Raw genomic sequence first — 18,134 nt, 5'->3', positions numbered from 1 at the left:
ATTACGCTTAATTACAGCATAATGACAGTGGATATGGGCTGTCTTCTTACTTTTGTTAGCACGAAAAAAAAACAACCCACCCACCTTGGAATATTTAAAGATACTTGCTTTTACCCACAAACAGATTGACTTAAAATCTTTAGGGAAATTAGTTATCTGCGAGCAGACACTTGATGACAGACTCAGAAATATTCAAAAAGAACTTGGGGTCAAAGAGATTTTCTATATCGGTACCTGTAACAGGGTAGAATTTGTTTTCACAACAGCCCGCACTTTAGATCGAGAATTTATACTGGAATTTTTCAGGGTACTTGATATGGGACTGCCTGCAGCTTATATCGATCAGTTTGTAGACAATGTTTCTGTTTATGAACAGGTAGCTGCTTTTAATCATTTACTTCGTACTTCTTGTTCACTCGAAAGTCTGGTAGTAGGAGAGAAGGAGATTCTTGCTCAGGTACGCCGGGCTTATGAAGCCTGCAGGGTTTCTGGCTTTACGGGGGACTATATGCGTATGATTATGAACCGTGTCGTGAAAACAGCTAAAGAGGTTTATACGCATACTAATATTTCCAAAAATCCAGTTTCAGTAGTGTCACTAGCTTACCGGAAATTAAGAGATCTTACGATTACAGCAAATTCAAGGTTGTTAATTATCGGTGCCGGTGAGACGAACAAAAACCTCGCTCAATATCTTAAAAAACATAAATACTCTAATTTTTCCATTTTTAACCGCACTGTAGAAAATGCGGAAAGCCTGGCAAAAGACTTGAATGGAATTGCTTATCCATTAACTGAATTAGCCGGTTTTAAAGGTGGATTTGACGTGATCATTACCTGTACGGGTGCTACAGAACCGATAATCACCGAAGAAATATATAAAAATTTGTTAAATGGCGATACCGGTAAAAAGGTGATCGTGGATTTGGCTATCCCAAATGACACAGCGCCTGCTGTGATTAAAAACTTCCCTATTCATTATATCGAAGTGGAGTCTTTGAAAGAAGTTGCGCGTAAAAATATCCAGGAACGATATGATGAACTGGTAAACGCGGAACAGATTATCGAACAAAATATCACCGAATTTGATCTTGTTCTCCGTCAGCGTAAGATTGAAATAGCTATGAGCGAAGTGCCTCAGAAGATTAAAGCTATTAAAAGTAAAGCATTAGATATCGTTTTTGCAGAGGAGATAAATACGCTGGATGAAAACTCCAGAATCGTACTTGAACGGGTGATGGACTACATGGAAAAGAAATACATCAGTGTACCGATGGTCATGGCTAAAGAGATCATGATCAATAATAGCTAGATTAGTCAGGTTAATTACATTATTTGTTTATTATTGGTGAGTATTGCGCATTTAGGCTAAATTTGCGTCGGTTTTACAATGCGGGTAACTCTGGATTAATTAGGCTTTAAGCTGAAAACATCCACGTCTCCTTCCTGTTCTGAAGAGCAAGAATGACGTCAGGCTATTCAAGATTAAAAAATTATATATTTCGATGAAAAAACTTATTATCGGTACCAGAGGCAGTGATCTGGCATTATGGCAAGCCAATTTTACTAAAGACAGGCTAGCGGAAATCGGTGTGGAAGCCGAATTGAAGATCATTAAAACTCAGGGTGATAAAATTCTTAATCTCAGACTAGATAAGTTGGAGGGAAAAGGTTTCTTTACAAAAGAACTGGAAGAAGAATTACTCAATGGTACTATCGATATTGCAGTTCACTGTCAGAAAGATCTACCTACTGCAAATCCTCCGGGATTAATCATTGCAGCTGTATCTGAAAGAGAAGATGCATCGGAGTTATTAATTGTATTAAAGGACTGTGTAGATATCACGAAAAAGCTGTCATTAAAAAATGGCGCTCAGGTTGGTACTTCTTCTAACAGAAGAAAAGCACAGTTAATTGCTCTTCGTCCTGATCTTAATATTGAAGATTTAAGGGGCAATGTCATTACGCGCATCCAGAAATTAAGGGATGAGAACTATGACGCTATTTTATTGGCCAAGGCAGGTATTAACCGTCTGGGTATTGACCTAAGTGAATTTCATACCGAAGTTATTGATACAACTGAACTGATACCTGCGCCTGCACAAGGGGTACTGGCTTTCCAGATCAGGGAAAATGATCCTGAGCTTTTTGAATTGCTTCAAAAGTTAAATGACCAAAATACAGCGGATGAAATTGAAGTCGAACGTAAAGTTCTGAACCTTTTTCAAGGTGGATGTCATATGCCGCTTGGTTGTTATTGTAAGAAAGAAAATGGTAAATATGAAGTCTGGACGTCGAAGGCAGTTACTGCTGAACATTTTCCGGATCGTCTATTCTTTCGGGTTGATAGTCTGGAGGGGCTTGCCGAACATATCGTAAGCAAGTTCAGTGAGGATAGAAAATTACCGTCCAAAATATTTATTTCCAGAGAAATCAGTGAACACAGTTACTTGCGCCGTGCTTTGGAAAGGCATAAAATTGAAATCGAAGATCGTTCGCTAATCCGTACTTTTCCTATTGTAAACGTATTAGATCCTTTTTATCTTAAAAACCTGAACTGGATTTTCTTTAGCAGCCGTAATGGTGTAGAATACTTTTTTAAATTGAAGCCTTTACTTTCAAAACACATCCGTTTTGGCGTGGTTGGAAGAGGTTCTGAAGATGAGTTAAGAAAGCATGGATACCGGGCTGACTACGTAGGCGAGGGGGGAGATATACCGGGTATTGCGGAAGAATTTGCTGAAATGATCAAAGGTCAGACCGTCTTATTCCCACGTGCACAGGATTCCCTGCAGAGTATTCAGAGTCGTGTGGATTCTTCTACGAAAGTGGTCGATCTGCCAATTTATGAAACAGTTATTGAAGAAGATGTTGATCAGTCATTTGCTGAGGTACTTATTTTCACAAGTCCTTCAAATGTCGATGCTTATTTCGCGGATAATTTATTAGAGCCTGGTCAGCAGGTAATTGCGATTGGCAATTCTACGGGTAAAAAACTGGAGGAAGTGGGAGTAAATTATATTTTACCTTATTCTCCGGACGAAATTGGTCTTGCAGAAGCAGTGTTTGGTATTGAATTAAAATAAAAGAAGAGGTAATTATGTTACATCGTCCACGTCGACTAAGAAAGAATCCGGTAGTAAGAGAAATGATGGCAGAAACGAAATTGTCAAAGGACATGTTTGTTTATCCATATTTCATCGTACCGGGGAAACAGGTAGTACACGCTATTGATGCTATGCCGGGAGTGAATCATTTTTCTACTGATACTTTAATCAGAGATGTAGAAAAAGGTCTGGAACTGGGCGTAAATAAAATCATGTTGTTTGGTGTAGGTGATGAAAAGTCTGAGGATGCCCGTTCTGCCTATCATGATCATTCACTGGTGCCGGCTGCGGTTCGTGAGTTGAAAAAGCAATTTGGTGAGGATCTTTATGTGGTAACAGATGTGTGCGTATGTTCTTATACCACACATGGTCATTGCGGAATTCTGAAAGATGATTATGTTCAGAATGATGCCACAGTTGAAGTAATCGCAAAGATGGCCGTCGCTCATGCTCAGGCAGGTGCTGATATGCTTGCTCCATCTGATATGATGGACGGAAGGATTGCTGCTATAAGAAGTTCTCTGGACAACCAGGGGCTTATTAATACAGCGATTATGTCTCACGCAACTAAATTTGCTTCGGCTTATTACGGACCTTTTCGGGAAGCGGCTGATTGTGCACCTAGTAAAGGAGACAGAAAGGCTTATCAGATGGATTTCAGAAATCCGCAGGAAGCACTGCGCGAGGCACTGCTTGATGAAACCGAGGGTGCAGATGTGCTCATGGTTAAGCCAGCGCTAGCTTACCTGGACGTAATGCAGACCTTAAAACAGCATTCCAATTTGCCTATTGCTTGCTACAATGTATCAGGCGAGTATGCGATGGTTAAGGCAGCGGCCGAAAAGGGATGGATTGACGAACAAAAAATTGTGATGGAAACTATGTACGCTTTCGCGAGGGCTGGGGCTAGTATTATCACTACTTATCATATAAGGGATATCGCTGAAAAGAATTGGATGTAATATGTTAGAATCATTAAAAAAAATATTTTCTGGAAACGAGGGCGAAATGCCGGTTTCTCCGGGTAGTAAACCTGATATCTCAAGGGAAAAATCGGCGGAGCTTTATGAAAAAGCAAAAACGTATTTTCCAGGTGGGGTTAATTCTCCGGTAAGAGCATTCAAATCTGTTTATGGTACTCCGCTTTTTATTCAAAAGGGCGATGGATGCTTTGTGTGGGATGCTGATGGAAACCAGTTTATTGATTTTTGTGCGAGCTGGGGACCGCTTATTCTGGGGCATAACCCACCAAAGGTGAGAGAGAAGGTTATTGAAACTATGCAGAATGGTATGAGTTTCGGTGCACCCACAGCTCTGGAAAACGAATTAGCTGAACTTATTATAAAAAACAACAAATTTGTAGAAAAAATCCGCTTTACAAGCTCTGGTACTGAGGCTGTTATGTCTGCAATCCGACTGGCCAGAGGATATACCAAGAGAGATAAAATACTTAAATTTGAAGGTTGTTATCATGGGCATAGTGACTCTCTATTAGTTAAGGCTGGTTCTGGGTTAGTTACTTTCGGCGAAACGTCTTCACTGGGTGTTCCTAAGTCATTTGCTGAGGAGACTATTGTTATTCCTTTGAATGATATTGAGGCTATTAAGCAAGCTTTTACTCAGTTTAAAGATCAGCTTGCAGCTGTTATTATTGAAGGTATTCCGGCAAATAATGGTTTGCTGATGCAGGAAAAATCTTATGTAGAATTTCTTCAGCAGATCTGTAATGAGAATGGCACGCTATTAATTTTTGACGAGGTAATTACAGGTTTCCGGATCGGATTTGAGGGCGCTGCAGGTTATTACGGCATAAAACCGGATATCGTAACTTATGGAAAGATACTCGGTGGAGGTCTTCCTGTGGGTATGTACGGAGCATCTGCTGAAATAATGGGACATATATCCCCTGACGGAGGTGTTTATCAGGCAGGTACATTATCCGGTAATCCCGTTGCAATGGCGGCAGGGATAGCGCAGCTTACAGAGCTGTTACGTTCCGGGTTTTATAAGGAACTTAATAATAAAGCTGCTGAGTTCGCGGAAAGTATCCAGCGTTTCGCAACAACCAGAAACTATAAATTTAAGGTATTCTATGTTGGCTCTATTTTTTGGTTTGCTTTCACAGATAAAGAATCTATCCGTTGCGCCGAGGACATTGATCCTGCAAGTATGGAGAAATTCAAAATTATGCATCGTGAACTTTTAAACCGTGGTATTTATCTGGGGCCATCTGGTTATGAGGTTGGGTTTGTATCTGCGGCACATACTAAAATAGAACTTGAAAAGGCGAAACGTGCCATTTTGGAAGCTTTGGATATTGTGTTCAGAAATAAATAATTTAACTATCTTTAAAGAGGATTATATCAATTGAAGAAATCAATTATCATATTTTACTTTCTGCTGCTCTACTCACTGGTTCAGCTGATCTCGTGGGGAACTCTGGTTGTAAAACTTCAGCCCTCGCGCATGGCTATGGTTATGGGGGAGGGATCCGTGTTTCTTTTTATGCTGGGTGTTGGCGCTTATTTCCTTCACAAATCCATTAAAAAGGAAGATAAACTCCGGGAACAACAACAAAATTTCCTGTTATCTGTTACTCATGAGTTAAAGTCTCCTTTAGCGGCAATTAAGTTATCACTTCAGACTATCGTGAAACGTGACCTGGATAAAGCTCGTCAGACTTCATTACTGAACAATTCGCTAAAGGATATAGAAAGGTTGGATGACCTGGTAGAAAATATGCTGTTGGCTACTAAAATTGAAAACAGGTCTTATTCTTTCCCTGCAGAGGAGTTTGATTTATCTGAACTGGTCACTAAAATCACTGATAGGCTTCAGATCCATTCTTGTGGTTGTGAACAGGTGATTACGCCTTTTATTGAGCCTAAGATTATTATTACGGGAGACCCGTTTGCACTGTCATCAGTAGTCAATAATTTGGTTGAAAATGCCGTTAAATACTCTGGAGAATGTGCTGAAATCACTGTGGAACTTAAAATGCAGGACGGACATGCTTTTCTTAGTGTAGGTGATAAAGGCCCGGGTATCCCGGATGGCGAAAAAATGCTCATATTTGATAAGTTTTACAGGGTAGGTCAAGAACATACACGGAAAGCAAAAGGAACTGGACTTGGCTTGTTTATAGTTAAGGAAGTACTACAGCGGCATGATGCCGACATTAGCGTTAAAGACAATGTACCACAGGGTACAATTTTTGAAATTACATTTAGTTGATTGTTATGCAACAGAAATTAAGAATCTTATTGGTCGAAGATGAAGACCACTTATTAGACGCTATCAAATTAAACCTTGAGCTGGAAGGGTATAAAGTTCATGCCGTAAAAGACGGGAAAACTGCCCTTAAAATATTTAAGGAAGAACGTTTCAACCTGATTATTCTGGATGTGATGCTTCCTGAGATGGATGGTTTCCAGGTATGTGAAACGATCAGATTGGAAAATACTGAAGTGCCCATCCTATTTTTAACAGCTAAAAACACTAGTGAAGACCGTGTAATGGGCCTTAAAAAAGGCGCGGATGATTATCTGGTTAAGCCGTTTAACCTGGAGGAGTTAATTCTACGTGTGGGTATTTTGGTGAAACGCAGTATGAAATCTGATGACCTGAAAGAACTGAATTCTTATAAAATTGGTGATAAGACTATCTATTTCAACTCATTTGAGTTAAAGCAGGACGACGGTGTTATTGTTCCTTTAACTAAGAAGGAAACTATGTTATTAAAACTATTAATTGAACGTAAGAACGAAGCAGTTTCCCGCGAGCAAATTCTGGAAACGGTTTGGAATTACGATGTATATCCTTCTACAAGGACAATTGATAATTTTATATTGACTTTCCGTAAATATTTTGAACCTGATCAGAAAAACCCGGTCTATTTTCACTCTATACGTGGTGTAGGCTATAAATTCACGGATATTCATAGCTAATGTTTAACGCTACCGGCAGATATATTCTGATGGCAGTTTTTGCAATTGCCGCAGGCATAAGCCTCTATTACGAACAACATCAGCTGGCTGCACTGGCAGGGCTGATGTTGTTGTTCATAATCTGGAGTCATTTTAAAAGCAGTTCAATATTGATGGCCTCCAAAAATTTCAAAAATGGCGATTATACACGCGCCTCGATTTTATTGGCTGAAGTGCCTGATCCAGATCGTCTTTCGAAAAATAGAAGAGGCTACTATGAATTCATGATGGCTAATATTGCCTTGAAAAATGGTGATTATGAATCGGCGGAAATGCATTTTCAGATTGCCAGCCGTTTTCCGCTTGGCACGAAAACCGATAAGTCTTTTGTGCTCATCCATCTAGCTAATCTTGCATTGCGCAAAAAGGATAAAGTCAGGACGTTGGCCTACGCAGAGAAAGCCGGTGAACTGGCAAATACAGAAAGAGCGAAAGAGATCGTACAGAAACTCCTCAAAGAAGCAAATAACTTATAATGTAAATATAAGGCCTGCCATGTACGCAGGTCAATTCAAAACGTAAATCAACAAATTACTATCAGATGAACACTTTATTTTTAGATGCGGCATGGTCCAGACAAACAGAACGTCCACCGGTATGGATGATGCGCCAGGCTGGTCGTTTTATGCCTGAATACTGGGAGATCAAAAACAAGTATTCATTCCTGGAAATGTGCAAGACACCTGAAATCGCTGCAGATGTGACTATGCTGCCTGTTGACTTACTAGGTATTGATGCCGCTATTTTATTTTGCGACATATTGGTTACTGGTGAAGCAATGGGCGGAGATTTAAGCTTTACTCAAGGCGTAGGCCCAAGGTTTGCTAATCCGGTCAGAAATATGCAGGATGTAGAAAATCTAAATGTAGATTGTCTGGATGAACTGCAGTATGTAGCTGATGCTATTAAAGTTATTCAGCAGCGTCTTAATGGTAGTATTCCTTTAATCGGTTTTGCCGGTGCACCGTTTACGGTAATGAGTTACCTCGTTGAGGGAGGTTCATCTAAAGATTTTAAACTCACCAAATTATTTATTCATAACCATCCGGAAGTTGCACATCGTCTGCTGGCAAAAATTGCCAAGGTAACGGCTGATTATTTAAACCTGCAGATTGCTGCCGGCGTTAATGCTATCCAGATTTTTGATAGCTGGGCACTTGCGCTATCCTGGAATGACTATGCAGAGTTCTCACACCGTTACATCCAGGAGATCATTTCTAATCTGAACCGTAAAGATATTCCGGTAATCTCATTCTGTAAAGGTAGTTCCGTTTTCGCTCCAATGATGGCGGAAGCTAAACCAGATGTGATTTCTGTAGATTGGAATGCCGACTTACTTAATATTAAAAATATATTACCTTCGGGAATTGCCGTTCAGGGTAACATGGATCCACATATTCTTTACGCAGATAAAGCTGTGATCAAGAAGACTATTCATCAGCTGTTTGAAAGAATGCGTGGAGAGAAAGGTTTTATTTTTAACCTGGGACATGGTATTATGCCTGATATTCCTTTTGACAATGTGAAATATGCAGTCGATCTGATCAAAGAATTCCGTTATTAATGGACCAATACTATTTATATATTCTATCTGTCCATATTATCTTTGTGGTAAGCTGGATGGCAGGCCTGTTTTATATAGTCCGCCTTTTCATTTATCATACTGAAGCAAATGACAGACCTGAGATGGAAAAAAATATCCTTCAGCAGGAATTTATAAAAATAGAGAAGAAATTATGGAATATTATCACTACTCCGGCCATGATCTTAGCGGTCCTGGCCGGAATAGCCATGATTTCAATCAGACCAGGCTTACTTTTGACGTCCTGGCTTCCTGTTAAGCTCGGCTTTGTTTTTCTGCTGCTGTTATATCACTTCAGATGTCAGCAGATTATGAAGCAGCTGAGATCTGGCATATTCAAATTAACCTCTTTTAAATTACGTTTGTGGAATGAGCTGGCTACAGTATTATTAGTCGCTATTGTTTTTACTGTCGTATTAAAAAGCGCGGTTGACTGGTTTTATGGCCTTATAGGGTTGATTATATTTTCTGTAGTAATCATGACAGCCGTAAAATTGTATAAAAACTACAGACAAAAAAATAATCAATAAGGATTACCGCTCTCCATTTATTCCTTTCCCATGAGATCACTTCTACTCAGTCTTTTCCTCCTCTTAAGCATTGCAGGCAGCAGTTATGCGCAATTTAATTCAACAGCAATTGAAAACCGTATCAGACCTGATAGTACAGCAACAGGTGAAGTCCATTTGAATTTTTATAATTTCAATTACGTAAGGAATTACGAGTACTCTAATCCTTTTCACGATGGATATACCTTGTATGGTACGCAGTTGCAGCCTGAACTTGTTTATTACGCACATCCGAACCTTGCTATTGTTATGGGTGCGTATATGCGCAAGGACTTTGGTAATGACCGGGGCTTATATGATTCTAAATTACTGTTTGCTTTAAAATATCATAAGAAGGATCTAACTTTAAATTTCGGTTCGCTTGAGGGCGGAATACACCATGGTTATATTGAACCTTTATGGGATTTTGAAAGACAGATAACTGATCCTATTCAATATGGGACACAGTTATTGATCGAAAAAGATAAGTTTAAACTGGATGCGTGGATTGCATGGCAAAAAATGATTTACCGGGCGTCACCTGTGAAGGAACAAATTATAGGAGGACTGACCACAGAGGTTTCTCTATATAAAAAGAATGGTTGGAATTTAAGTATACCGGCTCAGTTTATTGCCTACCATAAAGGTGGACAGATTGATCTTGAAAAGGATATTCCTTTGCAGACGCTATTTAATGGAGCCACCGGTTTTAAAGTCTCGAAAGCGACTTACGGACCCGTTAGCTCTATTTATACATCTAACTATATCGTGGGATACAAAGATTTCTCGCCAACTAAACAACAAGCTTTTCAAGGAGGGTTCGGCTTATGGTTAAATGCCGGAGTGGAGTCAAAATACGGGAGCCTGGCAGCTTCTTACTGGAAGGGTAATAACTTTATGACCATTAAAGGAATGCCTTTATACGAGTCGGTTTCATCTAACCTCTATGAATTTGGTTATAAGGAAAGCAGCAGGAGTATTTTCTTATTGCGTTATGCCTATCAAAAGGAGCTTATTCCAAATCTATATCTCGATGTCAGACTTGAGCCGCATATTGACCTCGGTACTTCGAGAAAAGAATCCCTGCAATTTCAACATTCATTTTTCCTGACCTATAAAGAGAATTTCAGGCTGTTCAAAGTGAAAAAATAAATATTCTTATTTGGTTGCAACCTTTTGTACAGTTTGTTCATCTTATCTTTAACTGAACAAATGAAATTGACGCCAAAGCTAAACCTAGACAATTTACTGGAAGGATGTAGAGCCGGAGACCGAAAGGCGCAGGAGTTGTTATATAAACAAACTGCGCCCAAGATGATGGTTGTTTGCGTGCGATACGCCCGTGACAGGATGGAGGCCGAAGATATACTCCAGCTAGGGTATATTAAAGTATTTGGGAAAATCTCGGAATTCCGTAGTGCCGGTTCGTTAGAAGGTTGGATAAGAAGAATAATGGTAAATACTGCAATTGAAAGTTACCGGAGGAATCTTCGTATGATGAATATCGTTCCGATTACTGAAAACGAAGAGCAGATTGCTGCCGATTTTGATTTTAGCAGAATGGGTATGCAAGTGTTACTTAAACTCATTCAGGGGTTATCAGATGGGACAAGGGTAGTATTTAATATGTATGTAATGGAAGGTTTTTCTCACCAGGAAATTGCAGATAGTTTAGGTATTTCTGCTGGCGCCAGTAAATCTCAGTTATCAAGAGCAAGGGCAGTTTTGAAGCAGGAAATAATTAAAATGGAGGGTATTGATTATGCAACATATACAGGATAAAGAATTCGATCAACGACTCAGGGATCAATTTGAAAATTCAGAAATTGAGTTACCTGCAAGCAGTTGGTCCGATCTGGAACATGTACTTCATCTTCAGAAAAAAAGAGGAGCCTTGTACAGGCGCCGGTGGTTAGTGGCTGCATCTGTTTTGTTGCTGTCATCTCTAGGTGCATATATGAGTTATTATGCCAGTCACCAGGTGATAAGTAAAGAGAGGCTAGCCTTAAATACTTCTACCAGGCAAGAGCGGAGTACTGTAGTCGAAAATAAGGAAAAGGTAATTACAGAGCGTGTTGATAGTAATAACCCTGATTTGCCTGTACGCGGACGCATTAGTTTGGCTCCAACGGTCGAAGTAGGAAAGGTTGAATCTGAGAAGAACGATATCGAAGCGCAACCGGTTATTCCGATGAAAGAAGAAATAATGCTAAGTTCATTGCAACCTTCTTCAGACATTGCTCGTCATGTAGATAACAAAACATTATATAAACCTGATAAATTAGCATTTTTACAGGCGTCGAACGAGATTTCTTTGGAAACAGATAGTGGGGTAGAAGATGCAGACCAGCAGCGAGGGATTCGTAATGTTGGTGATCTTGTTAATTATGTAGTGGATAAAGTGGATAAAAGAGCGGAGAAGATTTTGAAATTTAAAACTGATGATGACAATTCATCTTTAATCGCAATCAATATCGGAATGCTCAAATTAAATCAGAAAAAACAAAAGTAACGCACAAATAATAAAAAAATATGAAGAGATTTTTAATGAATCTGCTGGTGTTAAGTAGCCTTACGGCATTATCTTCAGGGCAGTTATTAGCACAGGATGAAAACAGTCTTACCTTTTCAAAAAACAAGAAATATAACATAAATCTATCTTTCGGCGATTCAAATGATCAGACAAATGTTGATCAGGACAGCACTAAAGTTGTTAAAGCACATAAAGGGAGATTTCTGGGAGGAGTAACATTTACCAGACTTGATATCGGCTTTAGCAGGATAATTGATAATGGTAGCTTTTCTGTTTCTCCAAAGAATGACTTCCTTTCTTATAAAGGGGCTAAGACTAGTACAATATCATTTGATGTACTTTATTTTGGTTACAGGTTTAATCCCAACTTTAAAGTCTATGTGGCTGGTGGTTTTGACTGGACAATGATTCGCTTGAAAAATGACGTAACTATTCAGCAAAATATGCCGGAGCTGGTTGCGATAGATGACGACGTCCATTTCAGCAAAAACCGCCTTTCTAACAGCTATGTACATATTCCCTTGAATTTTGAATTTAGATCTAAGGAAAATAACAAAGGAAAACGTTTCTACTTAGTCCTTGGACCAGAGGTTAGTTTCCTGCTGAATGGAAAAGTTAAGCAGATCAGTGATGAAAGAGGTAAGCAGAAGTTTAAAGATGACTATCATTTTCAACCTGTCAGAGTTGGTGGAACAGCGCGTATTGGTTACGGTGGTATAGGTTTGTTTACCAAATACTATTTCAATGATATGTTTGACACGGATGCACAAAAAGGGGTTAAAAACATGTCATTTGGTATTACCTTCGGTTTGAATTAAGAGATACACAAATAAAATCATGGCCCTGTTTGCATATGCAAACAGGGCTTTTTCGTTAACAGGAAGCTTTTCTCTGCAATATTCACGATGAAATGTATCTTTGCTATGTGGATGAAAATATAATCAGTGTAAGAGCTTTAACCAAGCAATATCAAACAAGTCAGGCTTCGGGAATAAATGATATCAGCTTTGATATTGTCAGCGGACAGATCGTAGCTATTATAGGCGAAAGCGGGAGCGGTAAGTCGACTTTGTTAAAGACGATGTTTGGCTTATTAAAAGCTGACAGTGGTGAAGTATTATATCGAGGAAATCGTGTACTCGGACCTGATGAACAGCTGATCCCCGGACATAAGGAAATGAAAATTGTTACTCAAGATTTTTCCTTAAATATCTATGCAAAAGTTTATGATAATATCGCCTCGATGTTATCTAATACAGATGTTAAATCAAAGCAAGAGAAAACGATTGCAATGATGGAACATTTGCACATCAGCCACCTGAGCCAAAAGAAAATCACAGAATTAAGCGGTGGAGAACAGCAAAGGGTAGCTATCGCAAGAGCGTTAGTTTCAGATACCCAGGTGCTGTTACTGGATGAGCCATTCAGCCAGGTAGACGCGCTGCTGAAGAATCAATTGCGGGCAGATATTAAAAGGATAGTGGCAGAGACAGGAGTTACTGTAATTATGGTATCACATGATCCGGCAGACGGATTATTTCTGGCAGATAAGCTATTGTTGATTCAGGATGGAAAATTGATACAGATCGGGAAACCTGAATATATTTACAACAATCCTGAGCACATTTATACTGCCCGTTTACTCGGTAATGCAGTAGTCTTAAACCATCAGCAAGCATTGGATTTAGGTATACATACAAAGGCTGAGACTATCGTTTTTTACCCTGAATGGGCAGAGCTCAAGAATGCCTGGAACAGTAAACGCTTTGCAGTTAAAGACGTATACTATAAAGGTTTTTATGAAGAACTGCTGTTGGAAAGAAATGGAGTTCTGATCAGAGCGATACAACTGAATAGTGGAACACATAAAAAAAACGACCACGTTCAGGTGAACATTGGTCGTTTTCTTGAGTTTTGATAGTCTATTACAGCTATTATATTTGTAAAATATTATAGTGACGATGTAGTTAGAACAATTTTGACTCTCGTCACTAAATTAGGTCTTGCTGGTGGAACACTGTATTTGTTCTGATAGTAAATCGTAACAGAGCCAGGTGTGATGTCAAAGCTATAATTATCGCCGCTTGCCTCATCAGAGTATGGCATTCCATCGTAAACATCATTGTCACCTCTTGAAATCATTAATGAAATATTATCATTTTCAAAAGTGCCCCTGTCAATTTCTCCAACCGGAATAGTCACCGAATAAGTGTTATTGTCCGGGGAAATTCTCCAGTCACCCGAAGCAACGTATTTTAGGAGTGTTTGGTTCGGGATTCCATCATTCGGCACAAAGACTTCCTTTTTACAGGAGGAAATTCCCAGTGTCACGATGCTTAAAAGCATTATTAGTACTGTTTTTTTCATAGGTAAGAATTGTTTTGTGTGTTTTTGTTTGCTTGTACAAATATACGGCCATAAATAACCGTCAATATTTTAGTAGCGCCAATTATAGTTGAATATAAAGAATAAATCAGAATACCCGAAATATATGTCGCTAATCATGAATATAGTGTATTATGTAATATTTTTTTCTAATCGTAAATTTATCAAATTTAATTACCGGGATTCCGTCTTTCAGAAGAAAAATATACGCTGATTTTAGATAAATATAAATATTATTTATAATATCATCCAATTTGTATGATATTTATATATCTGAAAATTAAGCTCTTATGGAAATTCAACGAAAAGGATCCATTACTTACCAGGAATTTATGGAAGAACATCATAACCCTGGTATTCCTGTAATCTTTACCAATGCAACTGAAGCATGGAAAGCAAAAAAACTATTCACTCCAGATTGGTTCCGGACTAATTACCCTGACCGCGAAAGTGACGTTATCAATACTACTTCCGGCAAACCATATCGAATTTCGGAAGTAATGGATCTGGTAGAAAACAGCAGTGTGGAAAATCCAGCTCCGTATCCACTGACTTTTGATATTAAAAAGACGATACCCGAACTGCTTGAACTATTGACACCGCTTAGTCTTGACTATGCCAAGCCAAACTGGTTACAAGAAAAACCTTTTCAGCGCGGACACTGGGGAGGTATAGTGGAATTGTTTGTCGGTGGGCCTGGAGGTAAGTTTCCCTATGTACATAAAGACTACTATCATTTAAGTGCCTGGATCAATCAGTTATATGGAGAAAAGGAATTTACTGTATTTCCAAGGGGTCAGGAAAAGTTTCTCTATGTATCAGATAAAAACGAGTGGAGATCGCCGGTTAATGTATTTGAACCCGATTATATTGCACATCCTGAATTCAGGAATGCAACACCTGTCCGGTTTAAAGTAAGCGCAGGGGAAACGCTGTATATCCCTTTTGGAATCTGGCATACTGCATACTCCGTAAATCCAACTATATCTGTTGCTTTTGATCAGTTGAATCATAAAAATTTTCCACTGTTCATGGCAGACGTCTGGAATTTCAAGAAAGAAGCCAGCCAGTCAAAAGCTGCGGCAGCATATTTATATGCACTTGCAGCCGGCGCCGGTTGTAGAATTAAGGATACCTTTAGTCGGGTCTGAGAATTTAAAATCAACAATTCTGAATAAAAAAATGGGCAACCCACTAGGATTGCCCATTTTTTATGAATAGGTCTTCTAGACCAGATATTCAAACAACATCTGATCTTTGTTCAGATCCAGCACCTCAAATTTAAAGTCGGCCATCCTTTGTTTCAGCGCGTCATAATCAGAAGGCTGTTGCAGTTCGATGCCAACCAGAGCAGGTCCGTTCTCGCGGTTCGTCTTTTTAATAAATTCGAAACGGGTGATATCGTCATGCGGGCCAAGCACATTATTCACAAATGACTTCAATGCTCCCGGACGCTGCGGAAAGCGGACTATAAAATAATGTTTGAGGCCTTCGAATAAAAGAGATTTTTCCTTAATCTCCTGCATTCTTTCTATATCATTATTACCACCACTAACAATACAAACTACTTTTTTACCTGCAATTGAGTCTTTTAGCTGATCCAGAGAGGCTACGGCCAAAGCCCCGGCAGGTTCAACGACGATCGCATCCTCATTATATAATTTAAGAATAGTCGTGCAGATTTTCCCTTCAGGAATTAACAGCATATCATTTAATAATTCGCTGCAATATTCAAAAGTCAGATTGCCGACACGCTTCACAGCGGCGCCGTCAACAAAGCGATCAATATAGTCCAGGGTAACGGGACAACCATTTGTTAAAGCCTGATTCATGGAAGGAGCGCCTTCTGGCTCTACACCGACTAAACGGATGTCAGGATTGATGTTTCGGAAGAAACTTCCTACACCAGAAGCAAGGCCACCACCGCCTATAGGCATAATGATTACCTCAGCATCCGGCAGATCTTCGTAAACTTCAAGGCCGACCGTTCCTTGTCCCTCAATAACTTTGATATTATCAAAAGGAGGGACAAAAACCATTTGATGCGCAGCAGTGTAGATTAGTGCTTCTTTCATACAATCATCGAAAGTATCTCCAACAAGAATTATTTCGATATTGCTGCCACCAAACATTTCTGTTTGCTGTATTTTTTGCCTCGGTGTAATTTCCGGCATGAAAATGACACCTTTGATATTTAATTTTTTACAGGAATAAGCCACACCCTGCGCATGATTACCTGCACTTGCACAAACCACTCCCCGTTTCATTTCTTCCTGGGAAAGTGTGCTGATCATATTGTAGGCACCGCGCAGTTTATAAGACCTGACTATTTGCAAATCCTCTCTTTTCAGATAAATCTCTGCATTATATTTAAGGGATAAGCTCTCATTATATTCCAGCGGAGTACGTTTAACCGTATTGGAAAGTCTTTCAGCCGCTGCTTTAAAGTCCAGTTCTATTTCTTTTTCCTGCATCATTTTATAAAAATTTATTCAGTGCATCTAAATAAGCGTCGGCCGAGGCTTTCACGATATCTGTACTGAAACCATAACCCAGATAAGATTTATCAGCATAAGATACCCGCATATTTACCTTGCTTGTATCATCACTTCCACCATGCATTGCCTGAATAGTGAATTCTTTAAGCTGTATATTTTTACCTATAATCTTTTCAATAGCCTTAATAGTCGCATTTACCGGACCATTACCTTCCGCTTCCGCTGTATGAACCTGACCTTCATATTCTAATTGAACAGAGGCAGTTGGTTGTTGCTGGTCCCCGCAGCTTACACTTAAACCATTAAGTTTATATCCATTTTTGTAGGTAGACTCTTCGCCATCACTCATCAGCGTTAGCAAATCGTCGTCAGAAATCTCCTTTTTCGCATCAGCAAGAATCAGGAAGTTCTCATATACCTGGTCCAGGTTGATTTTTTCTATAGTGTAACCTAATCTTTCCAGGTGGTGCTTCAGCGCATGTCTTCCGCTTCTGGCGGTCAGAATGATATCGGCTTCATTGATACCAACATCCTCTGGGTTTATAATTTCATAGTTTTCGCGGTGTTTCAGGAAACCGTCCTGATGAATACCAGAGCTATGTGCAAAAGCATTTTGTCCGATGATAGCTTTATTAGGCTGAACCGGCATGCGCATCATACGACTCACTTTAGAACTGATGTCGTGGAAATGTTTAGCGTTAATATTGGTATGCAAATTAAGTGCATGGTGCGTTTTTAATACCATGACCACTTCTTCAAGCGCTGTATTTCCCGCACGTTCGCCAATACCATTGATCGTACATTCCACCTGTCTTGCACCATTAATCACGCCGGCAAGCGAATTTGCGGTGGCCAGACCTAAATCATTATGACAGTGAACAGAGATGATAGCCTGATCAATATTTTTAACATTCTCTTTAAGAAAAAGAATCTTGGAACCGTACTGATCCGGCAGGCAGTAACCATTGGTATCCGGAATATTAACTACAGTTGCACCGGCAGCAATAACGGCCTCTACCATTTGGGCAAGAAACACATTATCTGCACGACCAGCATCTTCGGCAAAGAATTCGATATCCTCTACAAATTGCTTGGCATATTTAACCGCTTCAACTGCACGCTCCAGAATTTTCTCGCGCGTACTGTTGAATTTATATTTAATGTGCATATCAGAAGAACCGATGCCAGTATGAATCCTTGGGCGTTTAGCGAACTTTAATGCTGCTACAGCTGCATCAATATCGCCCTTATTAGCTCTGGTCAAAGCACAGATAACCGGGTCTTGTACAGCCTTGGATAGCTCGACCACACTTTGAAAATCTCCGGGGCTTGAAATCGGAAAACCCGCTTCAATAATATCTACTCCCATAGCTTCCAGTGCTTTTGCAATCTCTATCTTTTCCGGAGTAGATAACTGGCAACCAGGAACCTGCTCACCGTCACGAAGGGTAGTGTCAAATATATATACTCTGTTTGGATCGTGTAACATATCGTG

Annotated in this window: 18 protein-coding genes; 15 read left to right on the top strand and 3 right to left on the bottom strand. The window is 39.5% G+C overall.

Annotated features, from left to right (window positions below):
• Positions 1 to 85 precede the first annotated feature (85 nt).
• The 14 genes from hemA to BLR53_RS18255 all read left to right on the top strand — a co-directional run bounded on the left by hemA (position 86) and on the right by BLR53_RS18255 (position 13,674).
• Complete coding sequence (hemA, locus tag BLR53_RS18320) at positions 86 to 1,312, top strand: glutamyl-tRNA reductase (protein ID WP_037439692.1); 1,227 nt, start codon at positions 86 to 88, stop codon at positions 1,310 to 1,312.
• 193 nt (positions 1,313 to 1,505) lie between these two features.
• On the top strand, positions 1,506 to 3,086 hold the full coding sequence (gene hemC / locus BLR53_RS18315; protein ID WP_074591695.1) for a hydroxymethylbilane synthase: 1,581 nt from the start codon (positions 1,506 to 1,508) through the stop codon (positions 3,084 to 3,086).
• A gap of 14 nt (positions 3,087 to 3,100) precedes the next feature.
• Positions 3,101 to 4,069, top strand: a complete 969-nt coding sequence (gene hemB / locus BLR53_RS18310; RefSeq protein WP_037439689.1) for a porphobilinogen synthase — start codon at positions 3,101 to 3,103, stop codon at positions 4,067 to 4,069.
• Position 4,070: 1 nt separating this feature from the next.
• Positions 4,071 to 5,444, top strand: coding sequence for a glutamate-1-semialdehyde 2,1-aminomutase (gene hemL, locus BLR53_RS18305; RefSeq protein WP_074591694.1), 1,374 nt, complete (start codon positions 4,071 to 4,073; stop codon positions 5,442 to 5,444).
• A 30-nt stretch (positions 5,445 to 5,474) separates the two neighbouring features.
• Entirely contained in the window at positions 5,475 to 6,341 is an 867-nt protein-coding gene (locus tag BLR53_RS18300; RefSeq protein ID WP_037439685.1) for a sensor histidine kinase, read from the top strand.
• Between the two features lie 5 nt (positions 6,342 to 6,346).
• Positions 6,347 to 7,054 (top strand): response regulator transcription factor, encoded by a 708-nt coding sequence (locus BLR53_RS18295; protein ID WP_037439683.1) that lies wholly within the window; start codon positions 6,347 to 6,349, stop codon positions 7,052 to 7,054.
• Positions 7,054 to 7,569, top strand: a complete 516-nt coding sequence (locus BLR53_RS18290) for a hypothetical protein (RefSeq protein ID WP_037439681.1) — start codon at positions 7,054 to 7,056, stop codon at positions 7,567 to 7,569. Before BLR53_RS18295 ends, BLR53_RS18290 begins: the two co-directional genes overlap by 1 nt.
• A 65-nt stretch (positions 7,570 to 7,634) precedes the next feature.
• Positions 7,635 to 8,657, top strand: a complete 1,023-nt coding sequence (gene hemE / locus BLR53_RS18285; RefSeq protein ID WP_037439679.1) for a uroporphyrinogen decarboxylase — start codon at positions 7,635 to 7,637, stop codon at positions 8,655 to 8,657.
• A complete protein-coding gene (locus BLR53_RS18280; protein WP_037439678.1) occupies positions 8,657 to 9,205 on the top strand; it encodes a CopD family protein in 549 nt (182 codons plus the stop codon). The genes hemE and BLR53_RS18280 overlap by 1 nt, the downstream gene beginning before the upstream one ends.
• 30 nt (positions 9,206 to 9,235) lie before the next feature.
• Positions 9,236 to 10,375, top strand: a complete 1,140-nt coding sequence (locus tag BLR53_RS18275) for a hypothetical protein (RefSeq protein WP_037439676.1) — start codon at positions 9,236 to 9,238, stop codon at positions 10,373 to 10,375.
• A 60-nt stretch (positions 10,376 to 10,435) separates the two neighbouring features.
• A complete protein-coding gene (locus BLR53_RS18270; protein WP_074591693.1) occupies positions 10,436 to 11,005 on the top strand; it encodes an RNA polymerase sigma factor in 570 nt (189 codons plus the stop codon).
• The gene (locus tag BLR53_RS18265) at positions 10,986 to 11,735 is read left to right on the top strand and encodes a hypothetical protein (protein WP_074591692.1); all 750 of its coding nucleotides are present in this window, start codon (positions 10,986 to 10,988) and stop codon (positions 11,733 to 11,735) included. The genes BLR53_RS18270 and BLR53_RS18265 overlap by 20 nt, the downstream gene beginning before the upstream one ends.
• 20 nt (positions 11,736 to 11,755) lie before the next feature.
• Positions 11,756 to 12,574: an outer membrane beta-barrel protein gene (locus BLR53_RS18260; RefSeq protein ID WP_037439670.1), complete on the top strand. Its 819-nt coding sequence runs from the start codon at positions 11,756 to 11,758 to the stop codon at positions 12,572 to 12,574.
• 107 nt (positions 12,575 to 12,681) lie between these two features.
• Complete coding sequence (locus BLR53_RS18255; protein ID WP_074591715.1) at positions 12,682 to 13,674, top strand: ABC transporter ATP-binding protein; 993 nt, start codon at positions 12,682 to 12,684, stop codon at positions 13,672 to 13,674.
• A gap of 32 nt (positions 13,675 to 13,706) precedes the next feature.
• Here BLR53_RS18255 and BLR53_RS18250 read toward each other — a convergent pair whose 3' ends face one another.
• Positions 13,707 to 14,123, bottom strand: a complete 417-nt coding sequence (locus tag BLR53_RS18250) for a hypothetical protein (RefSeq protein ID WP_074591691.1) — start codon at positions 14,121 to 14,123, stop codon at positions 13,707 to 13,709.
• Between the two features lie 308 nt (positions 14,124 to 14,431).
• On the opposite strand from BLR53_RS18250, the gene BLR53_RS18245 reads away from it, so the two are divergent.
• Positions 14,432 to 15,292: a cupin-like domain-containing protein gene (locus BLR53_RS18245; RefSeq protein WP_051759770.1), complete on the top strand. Its 861-nt coding sequence runs from the start codon at positions 14,432 to 14,434 to the stop codon at positions 15,290 to 15,292.
• Between the two features lie 75 nt (positions 15,293 to 15,367).
• Here the strand turns inward: BLR53_RS18245 and ilvA are convergent, their stop codons facing one another.
• Positions 15,368 to 16,618 carry a threonine ammonia-lyase IlvA gene (ilvA, locus tag BLR53_RS18240; RefSeq protein ID WP_037439666.1) on the bottom strand — a complete coding sequence of 417 codons (1,251 nt, stop codon included), beginning with the start codon at positions 16,616 to 16,618 and terminating at the stop codon, positions 15,368 to 15,370.
• A gap of 1 nt (position 16,619) precedes the next feature.
• Positions 16,620 to 18,128 carry a 2-isopropylmalate synthase gene (locus BLR53_RS18235; protein ID WP_037439664.1) on the bottom strand — a complete coding sequence of 503 codons (1,509 nt, stop codon included), beginning with the start codon at positions 18,126 to 18,128 and terminating at the stop codon, positions 16,620 to 16,622.
• Positions 18,129 to 18,134: the final 6 nt, after the last annotated feature.

The organism is Pedobacter antarcticus (genome assembly GCF_900103515.1).
Lineage (GTDB): Bacteria > Bacteroidota > Bacteroidia > Sphingobacteriales > Sphingobacteriaceae > Pedobacter > Pedobacter antarcticus.
Note: the sequence above shows the minus strand (reverse complement) of the source record. Positions and strands in the feature narration are given on the sequence as shown.

Excerpts from the sequence above, each read along its gene's own strand:
- hemC (WP_074591695.1), top strand. The coding sequence starts at position 1,506 with ATGAAAAAACTTATTATCGGTACCAGAGGCAGTGATCTGGCATTATGG.
- hemB (WP_037439689.1), top strand. The coding sequence starts at position 3,101 with ATGTTACATCGTCCACGTCGACTAAGAAAGAATCCGGTAGTAAGAGAA.
- hemL (WP_074591694.1), top strand. The coding sequence starts at position 4,071 with ATGTTAGAATCATTAAAAAAAATATTTTCTGGAAACGAGGGCGAAATG.
- BLR53_RS18295 (WP_037439683.1), top strand. The coding sequence starts at position 6,347 with ATGCAACAGAAATTAAGAATCTTATTGGTCGAAGATGAAGACCACTTA.
- BLR53_RS18290 (WP_037439681.1), top strand. The coding sequence starts at position 7,054 with ATGTTTAACGCTACCGGCAGATATATTCTGATGGCAGTTTTTGCAATT.
- hemE (WP_037439679.1), top strand. The coding sequence starts at position 7,635 with ATGAACACTTTATTTTTAGATGCGGCATGGTCCAGACAAACAGAACGT.
- BLR53_RS18280 (WP_037439678.1), top strand. The coding sequence starts at position 8,657 with ATGGACCAATACTATTTATATATTCTATCTGTCCATATTATCTTTGTG.
- BLR53_RS18275 (WP_037439676.1), top strand. The coding sequence starts at position 9,236 with ATGAGATCACTTCTACTCAGTCTTTTCCTCCTCTTAAGCATTGCAGGC.
- BLR53_RS18270 (WP_074591693.1), top strand. The coding sequence starts at position 10,436 with ATGAAATTGACGCCAAAGCTAAACCTAGACAATTTACTGGAAGGATGT.
- BLR53_RS18265 (WP_074591692.1), top strand. The coding sequence starts at position 10,986 with ATGCAACATATACAGGATAAAGAATTCGATCAACGACTCAGGGATCAA.
- BLR53_RS18260 (WP_037439670.1), top strand. The coding sequence starts at position 11,756 with ATGAAGAGATTTTTAATGAATCTGCTGGTGTTAAGTAGCCTTACGGCA.
- BLR53_RS18250 (WP_074591691.1), bottom strand. The coding sequence starts at position 14,123 with ATGAAAAAAACAGTACTAATAATGCTTTTAAGCATCGTGACACTGGGA.
- BLR53_RS18245 (WP_051759770.1), top strand. The coding sequence starts at position 14,432 with ATGGAAATTCAACGAAAAGGATCCATTACTTACCAGGAATTTATGGAA.
- ilvA (WP_037439666.1), bottom strand. The coding sequence starts at position 16,618 with ATGATGCAGGAAAAAGAAATAGAACTGGACTTTAAAGCAGCGGCTGAA.
- BLR53_RS18235 (WP_037439664.1), bottom strand. The coding sequence starts at position 18,128 with ATGTTACACGATCCAAACAGAGTATATATATTTGACACTACCCTTCGT.